Genomic DNA, 12,921 nt, shown 5'->3' on the forward strand with positions numbered 1-12,921 from the left:
CCTCTTTCCTGTTCTAAGCCAGCCGAGGGCCACACCATGAGTTCCGATATCCACCTCGCCTTCGCGCATCCCTCAGAGCGGTCCGCCGCAACGGCACGTCCGGGGCCGCTGGACCGTATTTCCCTGCGCGATCATATCGTCGAGGTTGAAATCGGCGCATTTCAGCAAGAGCGCGGCACCACGCAGCGGGTCTGTTTCAATGTGGTGGTAGAGATTGCGCCGCTGCCTGCGGATCTGGACGACGACGTCGATCGCATCCTGTCCTATGACAAGGTGACGGAGGCTATTGCCCATGAGCTTGCCCGCGAACGTCTGGCGCTGTTGGAAACCCTCGCCGAGCGGGTTGCGGAACGTATCCTGTGGGAGCCGCAGGCGGTGCGCGCGTTTGTGCGTATCGAAAAACTGGACCGAGGTCCCGGCAAACTCGGCGTGGAGATCGTGCGTTCCTCGGATCAGGTGTCGCATGAGACAGAAGAGGACATCAAACCGCACCCTCGGCTGATGTTCCTGTCCAATACCGCAATCGACAGTGACAATCTGAGCGGCTGGATCGATCAGATGGAATGCCGCGAACGGCCGCTGATCCTCTGTGTGGGGGCGCATGAGCTGGCGTTGCCGCAAACCGGGCATAAATGGACCCAGCGCCGTATTGATTTGCTGGCAATTGAGCAAAATGCATGGCGCTTGGCTGCCAGGGATGAACGCTGCAAAGTGGTGGAAACACGCACTGAGCTCGACTGGGCCATGAAGAATGGCCAGATTTGCGTCTGGGCGCCGTCCAAGATTGTGCTGGATGCGGTCGAGGGGCCAAGCGAGCCGCCGTCGAATGCGGTTGCACTTGCGGCGTGGTTCGCTTCTACTTTCGAAGCAGAAGAAATGATCGTGATCGGCGCGGAGCTCCCGGACAACCCCGGCGTGCCCCTGCGCGCCCATGCTGAGGAGCAACATACCCTGTGAGTTACTACCGCCCCCTGGTTCGTCATGGAGATGCGCGCCCCGAGGGCGCTATTCATCTTGCCGGCAGCGCGCTTTGGTTCACTGAGGTCGAAGTTTTAGATCGTTTGGCCCCGCCCCGTATCGTGCCGGCGGGTCTATTGCCAGAAGAGGTCCGGTTCCGTCTGATGAGCCGGCGCGCCGCAATTGCCGGGCTCGATATGACCCATCCGCATATCATGGGCATTCTCAACGTCACTCCGGACAGTTTTTCTGACGGCGGTCAGCATGACGAGCTTACCTCGGCGCGCGACGCGGCTTTGCAGATGGTATCAGACGGGGCCTCGATTATTGATGTGGGGGGCGAAAGCACCCGCCCCGGCGCGGCTGAGGTCGAAGAGCTGGAAGAGATCACCCGCACCGCGCCCGTGATCGCCGCGATCCGCGAGGCAAGTGAGGTGCCAATCTCAATTGATACGCGCAAAGCGACCGTGGGGATGGAAGCATTGGAGGCGGGCGCGTCGCTGATCAATGACGTGTCGGGCTTTACCTTCGATGCCGCGTTAGCGCCGCTGGCGGCACAGGCTGGGGTGCCGGTCTGCGTAATGCATGCGCAGGGGGATCCGCAGACCATGCAGGAAAACCCGCAGTACGAGAATGTGGTGCTCGACGTCTATGATTTCCTTGCAGCACAGGTGGACCAACTGGAGGCCATCGGTGTTTTGCGTGAACAGATCGTCATTGATCCGGGCATCGGTTTTGGTAAGAGCGAGGCGCATAACCTGGCGCTTCTGCGCAATTTGAGCCTGTTTCACGGTATTGGCTGTCCGATCCTTCTGGGGGTCTCGCGCAAGGGATTCATTGGCGCGATTGGCAAAGAACCGCAAGCTGCACGGCGTGCGCCAGGTTCTATTGCCGTAGGACTTGCGGGATTTGCCCAAGGCGTGCAATTGCTACGGGTGCATGATGTGGCGGAAACGGCGCAGGCCCTGCGCCTGTGGCAAGCCACGAGATAACGAGATTACGGCAGCTGTTGGACCCTCCGGCGGTGCGCCGGACAGAGGAGCAGCTTTGATGCGCAAACTCTTTGGAACCGATGGGGTGCGTGGCAAGGCCAATCTGCATCCCATGACTGCCGAGATGGCGCTGCGTATTGGAGCAGCTGTCGGTCGGTATTTTCGCCGTGAAACAGATACCGTGCACCGGGTGGTGATCGGTAAGGACACACGGCTGTCAGGCTATATGTTTGAAAACGCGCTGACGGCGGGGCTGACCTCGACGGGGATGAACGTGCTGCTCCTGGGGCCAGTGCCAACGCCTGCGGTGGGGCTGATGACACGGTCTATGCGGGCAGATCTGGGTGTGATGATTTCCGCCAGCCACAATCCGGCCGAAGACAATGGCATCAAATTCTTTGGCCCCGATGGCTACAAGCTCTCCGATGAAGTGGAGCTGGAGCTGGAAGCGCTGATTGAGGCGGGGGTTGAGCCTGCACAGTCCCACAATATCGGTCGCGCAAAACGGATTGATGATGCCCGTTTTCGCTATGGAGAGCGGGTGAAGAGCTCTCTGCCACGCGATATGCGTCTGGACGGGTTGAAGGTGGTGATCGATTGCGCCAATGGCGCGGCCCATCGGGCTGCTCCGGAAATACTGTGGGAACTGGGCGCGGATGTGATCCCGGTAGGTGTGTCACCGGACGGCAAGAACATCAACCGCGGCTGCGGCTCTACCAAGCCCGCTGTCGCCGCAGAAACCGTGGTGGCGCATGGTGCCCATGTGGGGATCTGCCTTGATGGTGATGCGGACCGGGTGGTGGTGATCGACGAGACCGGCACCGTTGCGGATGGCGATCAGCTGATGGCGCTTCTGGCGTCCGCATGGGCTGAGGACGGGCGGTTGAGCGGCGGTGCGCTGGTGGCAACGGTGATGTCCAACCTCGGTCTGGAACGGTTCCTGAATGATCGTGGTATCGGGCTCGAGCGCACAGGCGTCGGTGACCGCTATGTGGTGGAGCGGATGCGGCAGGGTGGCTTTAACCTCGGTGGTGAGCAATCCGGCCACATTGTGATGAGCGACTATGCCACAACCGGAGACGGGCTGATGGCGGGGCTGCATTTCCTTGCCGAGATGGTGCGCCGGGAGCAGAAAGCCTCTGAGTTGGCACAGCAGTTTGAACCGGTGCCGCAGTTGTTGAAAAATGTACGCTTTGAGGCGGGGCAGGTACCGTTAGAGGTGGATGCGGTGCAGGATGCGATTGCGCAGGCGGAAGGGCAGCTCAATGGGCATGGGCGTCTCTTGATCCGAAAATCCGGCACTGAGCCGCTGATCCGAGTGATGGCAGAGAGTGAGGATCCAGACCTCCTGAACCGCGCGGTGGATGATGTGGTCGCTGCTGTAGAGGCGGCGACGATTTGAGGTTTTTCCGCCCGGGTGTCCGGGCGGACCCGCGCGCCGAGCCTTTGGCTCGGCGCGCGAGAGGGGGCGCTGCCCCCTCGGGCGAAGCCCTCACCCCCGGGATATTTCTGAAAAGCTGAATGAGTGGGTAGCTTGCCTTTGTGCCCGAGCGTCAGGTCAGGCCAAACAGGCGTTTTAAGGCACCATATTGGCTGAGGGCTACTCCTGCGAGGATCAGGGCCAAGGCCCACAGAAGCGTGCCCGGCAGGGCTTCGCTGAGGAACACCGCACCAAAGAAAACGGCGCAGACAGGGACCAGATAATTGGTGAGGCTCATGAAGGTTGGCCCTGCACCGCGAATGACCAAGACGCGTAACAGGTTTGCTCCGGCGGTTGGGATCAGACCTAAAATTGCCAACCACATCCAGGTTTCTGACGAGATGACAGGTGGCGGGCCTTCGACCATCCATGCGGCGGGGATGATGCCAAGGGTGCCGATCAAGAGCAGCACTGCGGCAAGGCCAACGGAGTCGACCTCTGGCAAGCGGCGCATGGAGATGGATGACACCGCGTAGCAGGCTGCAGCGGTCAGGCAGGTAAGGCGGCCGGCCCATTCCAGATCGGAGCCGTTGCTTTCGAAGGCTTGTCCACCGATCAGCAAAGCGACCCCGAAAAAGCCGATGACCACACCGATCAGGCGGCGCAGGGTCAGAGGTTCTGAGGCGAAGAAATGCGCCAGCGGCAAAACCATCAGTGGGATGGCCGACATGCTGACCCCAGCAAAACCGGAGGTCACATGCTGCAGGCCCCAGCTGATCAGGATGAAGGGCAGCGTGGAGCTCAGGACGCCAATGAAGATAACAATCCACCAGTTTGGCCGTTCTTTAAACAGTTGAAAACCGCGCAGGCCCCAGATCGCGGTCAGCAACAGCGCCGCAAATCCGATCCGCCCGGACGCGAGCCAAAACGGGGTGATCCCGCGCAGTGCCAGTTCGACCACCATGAAGGTCCCGCCCCAAGTGAGACCTAAGGCGGCCACCATGGCCCAGTAACGGGGGGCGATTTCCGGCATGATTTTCTCCTGACAATGGGCACGGGCTGAACTCGGGTGCCGTGCGGGCAGATGACCTATGGTGCGAGGAAAGGTCAATGAGGCACGCTTCGTTCGAGAACGAAGTGTGTCACACCGTGAAAAAGGCGCCCCGGTGTCCCGAGGCGCCCTGCAGAGGTCCGGGCTGCGGAGCCTTGGCTCCGCAAACGGGGTCCTTAGTTTTTGGACTTGTCGACCATCTTGCCGGCAGAGATCCAAGGCATCATTTCACGCAGTTTGGCGCCGGTGGCCTCGATCGCGTGCTCGTCGTTGGCACGACGGGACGCTTTGATGGTCGGCTGACCCACGGCGTTTTCCAGCATGAAGTCGCGCACAAATTTACCCTGCTGAATGTCGGCGAGGACTTCTTTCATGCGGGCTTTGGTTTCGTCGTACTTCAGGATGCGCGGGCCGGTGACATACTGGCCGTACTCGGCGGTGTTGGAGATGGAATAATCCATGTTCGCAATGCCGCCTTCGTAGATCAGGTCCACAATCAGTTTCACTTCGTGCAGGCACTCAAAATAGGCCATTTCCGGCGCGTAGCCTGCCTCAACGAGGGTTTCAAAGCCGCAACGGATCAGTTCAACCAGACCGCCACAGAGAACGGCTTGTTCGCCGAACAGGTCGGTTTCGCACTCTTCGCGGAAGTTGGTCTCGATGATGCCGGAGCGACCGCCACCGATGGCGGAGCAGTAAGACAGCGCGGTTTCCAGTGCGGAGCCGGATGCGTCATTGTGAACCGCCACAAGGCAGGGCACGCCGCCGCCTTTGGTGTATTCGCCACGCACGGTGTGGCCGGGGCCCTTGGGCGCCATCATGATGACGTCGACGCCTTCTTTTGGCTCAATCAGGCCAAAATGCACGTTCAGGCCGTGGGCGAATGCAATTGCGGCACCCGGCTTGATGTTGTCGTGGACGTATTTCTTGTAGGTCTCGGCCTGCAGCTCGTCGGGCATGGTGAACATGATCACGTCACACCAGGCCGCCGCTTCGGCGATGCCCATGACTTGCAGGCCTTCGGCTTCGGCTTTCTTGGCGGAAGGGGAGCCTTCGCGCAGCGCGATGACAAGGTTCTTTGCGCCAGAGTCACGCAGGTTCAGCGCGTGCGCGTGACCTTGCGAGCCATAGCCGAGGATGGCGACTTTCTTTTCCTTGATGAGGTTCACGTCGCAGTCGCGGTCGTAGTACACACGCATCGGATCAATCCTTTGACCTGAGTTTCTATCTGTCAGCGATCATAGTCGGCAGCGCAGGGGATGCGAGTGCGATTGGTGTATGAATTCACCAATTTTCGCGGTATCTATTCGCGAAAATGTAGATTAGCGTAGCAATCATGCTTGATGATCTCGACAGGCGCATATTGCGCAACCTTCAGGAGGACCCGACCCAATCGCTGCCGGATCTGGCAGACCGGCTGGGACTCACTGCCTCGCGTCTGTCACGCAGGCTGGAGAAGCTGCGTGAGGGTGGTGTCGTAAAGGGCACGCGGGCGGTCATCGACTGGCAGGCTCTGGGCTACGCGGTTGAGGTCTCACTGCGGGTGACACTTGATAAGACCAATCCACGCGCTTTTGATGAATTCATCCCCGCCGCGCGTGAAATCCCGGAGGTACTGGAGATCCAGACCTTCCTCGGGCAGGTCGATGTGCGCCTCAGCGTGATTGCGCGCGATATGGCCCATTATCAGGCGCTGTATCGGGATCGCATCCTGCAACTGCCGAATATCACCGACATCGAGGCGCTGATGCATGTGGCGCGGATCACCACACGGACGGCGCTGCCGCTATGACAGAACTGGATGACATTGACCTGGCACTCCTGCGGGCCCTGTCGGAGGATGCAACCCAGACCGCAGGCGCACTTGGCCGCGCGCTAGGCCTCAGCCAGCCCGCTACATGGCGACGCATCAAGCGGCTGGAGGAGGCAGGGATTTTGTCGCATCGGGTGCTGGATCTTGATCTGGAGAAACTGGGGTTCGGTGTCACCGTTTTTGTCGGCGTCAAACTGGCCACCAAAGGGCGTGTCAGCCTTGATGACTTTGAGCGCGCGGTCTCGGCCATCCCGGAGGTGCAGACGGTGGAGCATGTGCTGGGGTTTTACGACTATCGCCTGCGGGTGGTCGCCCGCGACATTGCCGATTTCGAACGCGTCTTGCGGCGGCGGATCATGACCTTGCCGGGGGCGGGTAATGTGGACGCCAATGTGCTCCTGTCCGAAGAACGTCGCCCCGGCCCCTTGGGCTGATGCGCATTTAACGGCTTTTACGACAAGAGCTGTAGCCACGTGGCGCTTGAGCCAGAGGGGCGGCTCTGCCATGACAGAGACAACCGGCCCCAGCCGACCCTATTGCAGCAAGGAGATTTCTCATGGCCCTCTTGGATACAGTCGACCCTGATGGTCTGGATGAGTTCTCGGTGGTGTTCACCGACCGGTCCCTCAATCACATGTCAAAGGAATTCCAGCAGGTGATGCTGGACATCAACGCCATGCTGAAAGAGGTCTACAAGGCGGATGCGACCGCGCTGGTGCCCGGTGGCGGGACCTATGCGATGGAGGCCGTCGCGCGCCAGTTTGCCCGCAATCAGGACACGTTGGTGGTGCGCAATGGCTGGTTCTCCTATCGCTGGAGCCAGATTTTTGAAACAGGCGGCCTTACCAAATCTGCCAGTGTCATGAAGGCGCGCCAGACCGGCAATGCTGCGCAATCGCCCTTTGCTCCGGCCCCGATCGAAGAGGTCACCGAAGCAATCCGCGACCAAAAACCGGCCATCGTCTTTGCGCCCCATGTGGAAACTGCGGCCGGTGTGATCCTGCCGGATGACTACGTGACCCAAATGGCGGAGGCCGCCCATGAGGTCGGCGCGCTGATGGTGCTGGACTGCATCGCCTCTGGCTGCGCGTGGGTCGATATGAAGGCCACCGGTGTCGATGTGCTTATCTCCGCCCCGCAAAAGGGCTGGAGCGCGTCGCCGTCTGCGGGGCTGGTGATGCTCTCCAAACGCGCGCTTGCGAGACTGGACGAGACCACCTCCGACAGTTTCGCCCTCGATCTCAAGAAATGGCGCGCGATCATGCAAGCCTATGAGGACGGCGGCCACGCCTATCACGCCACCATGCCCACCGATGCGCTGCGCATGTTCCGTGATACCATGGCGGAGACCAAAGAATATGGTTTCAAACGCTTGCGCGAGGCGCAGTGGAAACTGGGCAATGGCGTGCGTGAAATGCTCGCGAAAAAAGGCGTCACTTCCGTCGCGGCAGAAGGCTTTGGCGCGCCGGGTGTGGTGGTCAGCTACACCGATGATCCGCAGATTCAGAATGGCAAGAAATTCGCTGACCAAGGCATGCAGATCGCCGCAGGCGTGCCGCTGGCGGTCGATGAGCCTGAGGGGTTTAAGACCTTCCGCCTTGGCCTCTTTGGTCTTGATAAGCTCTATGACGTCAACGGCACGCTGTCGCGGCTGAAAACCGTGCTCGACCAAGTGCTCTGACACCGCTTCATCTTTTCAAAAATACCTCCGCCGGAGGCAAGGGTCTGTCCCATAGGGCAGGCCCGTTTTTTATCGTACGCCAAGCCCCATCTGCATCAGCATCTTGCGCACCTGCGGCAGGGAATAAAGCGCGTTCAGCCCACCGGCCCGCAAATCCCTGAGCGGACGTGCCTCGATCATCGAGGCACGATTCAGCAGATCAATACCGCTGACCCGCAATTTGATGTCGCTGTGACGGGCTTTCTCATAAGCATCCAGCATCACCTGATCACCGAGCCCCTCCGGTCGCGCCTCCACCAGATCCATCAGTACCCGCAAATCCGCCAGTGACATATTAAGCCCCTGCGCCCCAATGGGTGGCACCACATGTGCTGCTTCGGCCATCAATGCCAGACGCTCACCCACCAGACGTTCGGCACGCTGGCTGATGATGGGCCAAAGGGTGCGGCGCGAGGCCAGTTTCAGCGACCCAAGCACCCCGCAGGAACGGGTGTTCATCTCGCCTTCAAATGCGGCTTCATCAAGGGCTGCGAGCCGGTCGGCGTTGGCACTGGTCTCCATCCAGACAATCGCCGACGAGGGCCGCCCGTCCAGATCTGGCAGGGGCACCAGCGTAAAGGGGCCACCGGTGCGGTGAATTTCGGTCGACACGTTTTCATGCGGCAGATCATGGGTCACCGCAAAGGCCAGCGCCTTTTGTCCGTAGCGGGTGGTCTGCACCTCGATCCCTGCGGCCTCGCGCATGGGGGAGGCGCGCCCATCACAGGCCAGCACCAGTTTGCACCGCACACGCGCGCCATCACTCAGGGTCACACGGGCCTCTCCCGTACGGGTGAACAGGCTTTGGGTGCCAACGCCGGGGCGAAATTCCGCATTGGCCAACTCGTTGATACGCGACAACATTTCGCGGCGCAGCAGCCAGTTGGGCAGGTTCCAGCCAAAGGGCAGTTCGGAAATCTCTGCGGCATTGAACTCTCGCACCACACGCGGTTCGGGTTCAGCGCCACCCGCGTCAATGATGCGCATGATCTGCAAAGGTGCGGCATAAGGCGCCAACCGCGTCCAGAGCCCTGCATCCTCCAACAGTGATTTTGCCGGTTGCAGAAACGCCGTGGTGCGCAGATCCGCGCCCGCATCCTCGCGCGCGGTCACAGGGGCCGTCGGGTCCACGCAGATCACGGAAAATCCGCGCGCTGCAAATGTCGCCGCAGCGGTCAGCCCGGCAATGCCGCCCCCGGAAATCAGGATGTCACATGTCTCGCTCATCACCTCGGCCCCGCGCTGTTGCTATGAGGGGAGACATAGGGCGCGGGGCGGGCGAATGACAAGCGGCTCTGTGCCGCAGGGGATCAGCCGCGCGAAATCAGGATCAATATGATCCACATCACCGGCACCAGAGCGAGCGCAGGCAAATAGAGGCCGGGCAGGCCAAACAGCATGATGGAAATACCCCAGAGGCTGATGAATGTGGCAATCGCGTAGTAGATGTTGCCCTCATCGCCATAGCTCACCTCTTTCCAGATGCGGCCCAGCACGGGCACACGAAAGATGATGCGCTCAAAGGTCGTGAGCTTCGGCGGCAGGGTGTAGGCGGTCATGTCAGGCTCCGTCATGTCGTGTCGCTCTGCGATATAGGGCGCAAAACATGACTAAAACATGTGCATTTTGGTCGCTGCGACAGGCTACCGCAGGTGGCCCAGAAATTCTGTCAAATCCATGGTGTGATGATGGATGTGATCGCCCTCAAAGACCTCGGGTGCGACGTGCACCGTGCGCATGCCCATCGCATGCGGCGCGGTCAAATTGCGCGGGTCATCCTCAAACATCGCCGCCTTGGCGGTCTCGACGCCAGCCTGCGCAAACACCCGTTCAAAGGCGCTGCGCTCTGGTTTTGGGCGATAATCTGCGTGCTCAACGCCGTAGATGCCGTCAAACAGCCCCGAGAGCCCCCGCGCAGCCAGAACGCGCTCCGCATAGGGGGCAGAGCCATTGGTGTAGACGATTTTGCGCCCCGGCAAGGCTTTGATATGGCCCGCCAACATCTGATCAGGTTCCAGATGGTCGAGCGAGATATCATGTACCGCCACCAAAAACGGTTCGGGGTCGATGCTGTGTTCCTGCATCAACCCCGCCAGCGTGGTGCCGTGATTGCGCCAATAATCGCCGCGCAGCTTATCGGCGGCCCCATGATCGATCCGGAGCGTGTCCATCACATAAGTGATCATCTTCGCCTCGATCTGGTCAAACAGTCGGGCCGAAGGATGATAGAGCGTATTGTCGAGATCGAACACCCAATGTTCGACATGAGAGAAGGATTGCTTGACCATAATCCGAGACCTAGGCGCTATGTCTCGGATTCGCAATGGATTAGCATGAGGCGCATTCCGCCTCAGACTTGATCGCAGCGCTGGCAAAGCGTAGAAAGTTGCGGTGCAATGGAGGGCAAAGCGCCGATGAGCCAGACGAAGAACAGCACCCAGAAAGACGCCTATGGGCTGATCCTCGACGCCATCGACGTTGGAATGTTCAAACCCGGCGACCGTCTGGTGGAGAACGATCTGGCCGATCGGTTTGGCGTGTCGCGCACTCCTATTCGCGAGGCATTGCAACGGCTTGAAACCCAGAGCTTGCTGGAGCGTGATGGCCGTTCGCTGATTGTGGCCTCGCTCGATCACAACCAGATGGCCGAGCTTTATGTTGTCCGGCGCGAGCTGGAAGGGCTGGCGGCGGCGCTGGCTGCGCGCCATGCCACCGATGAGGAAGTGCAGGTTCTGCGCGATATGGTCGCGGCAGATGATGCGCTGGTCGACAAACCGGTAGAGCTTGCCAAGGCAAACCGGCGGTTTCATCAGCAAATCCATCTGGCGTCACACAACCGCTATCTGGTGCAGCAGCTGGATTTGGTGCATCGCTCGATGGCGTTGATGGCCACCACGTCACTGGCTGCCGAAGGGCGCGGGCGTATTGCGCAAGATGAGCATAAGGCAATCGTCGCAGCCATCGCCAACCGGGACGAGGCTGCAGCGGGGCAAGCGTTGAAGGATCATATCTCGGTCGCTTTCACCACGCGCCTGAAGCAGGACGCAGGCGCGCGCGGCGGCTGAGTTACTCCTCCGCCGTGCCGCCGTGATCACCGTGAGCGGTCTTGTCCCAAAAGAAGGGAGCGGCAAAAACCTCCCACAGGGCTTTGTAGGCGGCAAAACAGCCAAGCGCAAAATAGAGTGGCATCAACGGGGCGCAAAACGCGAGCAACGGGCGGCCTGATGCGCGTGCACCGCTGATCCAGATGCAAAAGTTAAGCACCTCAAAGACCACAAGCGCCCCGGCGGTGACGTGCAGCGCGCCGGGCGGCAGCGCACCCTCTAGCGGATGTGGCAGGCCCAGTGCCACCAGCCAGAAACTCCATAACACCGGGGCCAATAGAAATTGTCCCAAGGTGCCGAGGAAGAACGCCTGAACGCCCCAAAAACGCCACCAGCCGATATCGCGCAGCAGCTGGTTGGGCGCACGCATATGCACCAGATAGGTCATCATAAACCCCTTGAGCCAGCGTGAACGTTGCTTGATCCATGGTGTGATGCGGCTGTTGGCTTCTTCATAGGTGGTCGTGGGCAGCATCTCTGTGCGATAGCCTGCGCGGGCAAGGCGCACGCCAAGATCGGCGTCCTCGGTGACATTATGTGCATCCCACGCGCCGAGGTTCTCGAGGGCATCGCGTCGGATGAACAGGGTGGTTCCGCCCAATGGAACCACCAGCCCCAGCCGCGCGATGCCTTGTAACAGGACCCGAAACCAGCCCGCATATTCGAGCGTAAAGCAACGCGATATCAGATTGCGGGTCGGGTTATAGAAATCCAGAACCCCTTGGAAACAGGCCACTTCGGGTGGCGCGTGGGAAAACGCCTGCGCGGCGATTTCCAGTTGGTCTGGTTCCGGCGCATCTTCTGCATCCCAAATGCCGATGATCTCGCCATGGCAAAAATTCAGAGCGTAGTTCATCGCCCGAGGTTTGGTGGTAAGAGAGCCATCACCCGGCACCTCAACCACCCGGAACCAGTCGGGCAAATCGGCGCATTTCACAGCGTTGCGCGTGACCTCATCGCTTTCTTCCAACACCAAGAACACCTCCATGCGGGCACGCGGGTAGGTGAGGCGACACAGGCGTCGCAACAGATGTTTGCCAATTTCCGCCTCGCGATAGAGCGGCACCAGCATGGAGATCATGGGGGCGGCGTTCTGCGGCTCAATTTTGGGCTGGTTTGCGCGCCTGGCCGCCAGAAGACCGGTGATCCTGAGGGTTGTGAACAATACCAAGGTCAACAGCGCACCAAAGGCCAGAAAAGCGATGACGACCTGCGGAACCAGTAATGAGAACAGCACAAACAGCGCCGCAATCGCAAAGGCTGGGGCGCGGGCTGCTTGATAGTCAAACGTCCGGCAACTGAGAGCAGGGGGAACGCTGTTTGACGCCGCTTGCGTCATCTTTTGGCGAAACACCTGAAGCAGGGTCGCCTCAATCTCTGCCGCAGGGGTCGGTATGGGAACAAGGTCGTGAAAATGCCCCGCAAGCTCTTGTTTTAATTCCGGCAACCCCGTGGGGTCAGCCATCAGGATCAGGGCGGTATGCCCCAAGGTTTCCAATGGCACCGCCTGATGCCGTAACCAAAAGGCAGGAGGACGCAGAGCAAGAATATCCTGATCGGGGCGCTCAGTACCGATCCGCTGCAACTGAGCCGCGCGGCGGGTGTTCTGAAGCCGCGCGATATTTTCCAAATGCTGTTGGTGGAGATTGCCCAGATCCAAGGAAGACGGCGGATCACGCAAACTGCCCGGTCGCGCCGACCGGCGATAGAGCACGCGGCTGCGCCGGTGCAGGTCCATCTGGTTCTTGCCCATAGCTTATAGCTAACAGAGCTGTGGCCAGCGCCTAAGTTAAACACCCGCAACAGATGGGGAAGTCACCGTAAAAGAAACCGCCCGGCTGCAGCGGCAACCGGGCGGTTTTGA

The 12,921-nt window shown here is 60.2% G+C and carries 13 protein-coding genes; 7 read left to right on the forward strand and 6 right to left on the reverse strand.

The features are described from left to right. The first annotated feature begins 36 nt into the window (after positions 1-36). From QNI81_RS02370 to glmM, 3 genes are read left to right on the forward strand one after another with little or no spacing between them, the layout of a single operon-like run. Positions 37-957, forward strand: a complete 921-nt coding sequence (locus QNI81_RS02370) for a dihydroneopterin aldolase (RefSeq protein ID WP_126136376.1) — start codon at positions 37-39, stop codon at positions 955-957. Next, positions 954-1,949, forward strand: coding sequence for a dihydropteroate synthase (gene folP, locus QNI81_RS02375; protein ID WP_009176600.1), 996 nt, complete (start codon positions 954-956; stop codon positions 1,947-1,949). The genes QNI81_RS02370 and folP overlap by 4 nt, the downstream gene beginning before the upstream one ends. Positions 1,950-2,007: 58 nt before the next feature. Next, on the forward strand, positions 2,008-3,351 hold the full coding sequence (gene glmM / locus QNI81_RS02380; RefSeq protein WP_283967237.1) for a phosphoglucosamine mutase: 1,344 nt from the start codon (positions 2,008-2,010) through the stop codon (positions 3,349-3,351). 151 nt (positions 3,352-3,502) lie between these two features. Here glmM and QNI81_RS02385 read toward each other — a convergent pair whose 3' ends face one another. Further along, on the reverse strand, positions 3,503-4,402 hold the full coding sequence (locus QNI81_RS02385; protein ID WP_065332998.1) for a DMT family transporter: 900 nt from the start codon (positions 4,400-4,402) through the stop codon (positions 3,503-3,505). Positions 4,403-4,596: 194 nt separating this feature from the next. Further along, entirely contained in the window at positions 4,597-5,619 is a 1,023-nt protein-coding gene (gene ilvC / locus QNI81_RS02390) for a ketol-acid reductoisomerase (protein ID WP_005632920.1), read from the reverse strand. 137 nt (positions 5,620-5,756) lie between these two features. On the opposite strand from ilvC, the gene QNI81_RS02395 reads away from it, so the two are divergent. The 3 genes from QNI81_RS02395 (at position 5,757) to QNI81_RS02405 (ending at position 7,914) form a co-directional block, all read left to right on the forward strand. Beyond that, on the forward strand, positions 5,757-6,212 hold the full coding sequence (locus tag QNI81_RS02395) for an Lrp/AsnC family transcriptional regulator (protein WP_009176894.1): 456 nt from the start codon (positions 5,757-5,759) through the stop codon (positions 6,210-6,212). Continuing rightward, positions 6,209-6,667: an Lrp/AsnC family transcriptional regulator gene (locus tag QNI81_RS02400; RefSeq protein ID WP_283967238.1), complete on the forward strand. Its 459-nt coding sequence runs from the start codon at positions 6,209-6,211 to the stop codon at positions 6,665-6,667. The genes QNI81_RS02395 and QNI81_RS02400 overlap by 4 nt, the downstream gene beginning before the upstream one ends. A gap of 122 nt (positions 6,668-6,789) precedes the next feature. Then, on the forward strand, positions 6,790-7,914 hold the full coding sequence (locus QNI81_RS02405; RefSeq protein ID WP_283967239.1) for an aminotransferase class V-fold PLP-dependent enzyme: 1,125 nt from the start codon (positions 6,790-6,792) through the stop codon (positions 7,912-7,914). A 69-nt stretch (positions 7,915-7,983) separates the two neighbouring features. Here QNI81_RS02405 and QNI81_RS02410 read toward each other — a convergent pair whose 3' ends face one another. The 3 genes from QNI81_RS02410 to QNI81_RS02420 form a co-directional block, all read right to left on the reverse strand. Further along, on the reverse strand, positions 7,984-9,180 hold the full coding sequence (locus QNI81_RS02410) for a UbiH/UbiF family hydroxylase (RefSeq protein WP_283967240.1): 1,197 nt from the start codon (positions 9,178-9,180) through the stop codon (positions 7,984-7,986). 83 nt (positions 9,181-9,263) lie between these two features. Then, positions 9,264-9,512 carry a hypothetical protein gene (locus QNI81_RS02415; RefSeq protein WP_009176789.1) on the reverse strand — a complete coding sequence of 83 codons (249 nt, stop codon included), beginning with the start codon at positions 9,510-9,512 and terminating at the stop codon, positions 9,264-9,266. Between the two features lie 84 nt (positions 9,513-9,596). Then, on the reverse strand, positions 9,597-10,241 hold the full coding sequence (locus tag QNI81_RS02420) for a pyrimidine 5'-nucleotidase (protein ID WP_283967241.1): 645 nt from the start codon (positions 10,239-10,241) through the stop codon (positions 9,597-9,599). Positions 10,242-10,367: 126 nt separating this feature from the next. Between QNI81_RS02420 and QNI81_RS02425 the strand changes: the two genes are divergently transcribed. Next, positions 10,368-11,018, forward strand: a complete 651-nt coding sequence (locus QNI81_RS02425) for a GntR family transcriptional regulator (protein WP_193600276.1) — start codon at positions 10,368-10,370, stop codon at positions 11,016-11,018. A 1-nt stretch (position 11,019) separates the two neighbouring features. Here QNI81_RS02425 and QNI81_RS02430 read toward each other — a convergent pair whose 3' ends face one another. Then, positions 11,020-12,810, reverse strand: a complete 1,791-nt coding sequence (locus QNI81_RS02430; RefSeq protein ID WP_283967242.1) for a glycosyltransferase — start codon at positions 12,808-12,810, stop codon at positions 11,020-11,022. Positions 12,811-12,921: the final 111 nt, after the last annotated feature.

This window comes from Tritonibacter sp. AK171 (genome assembly GCF_030127025.1).
Classification (GTDB): Bacteria; Pseudomonadota; Alphaproteobacteria; order Rhodobacterales; family Rhodobacteraceae; genus Epibacterium; species Epibacterium mobile.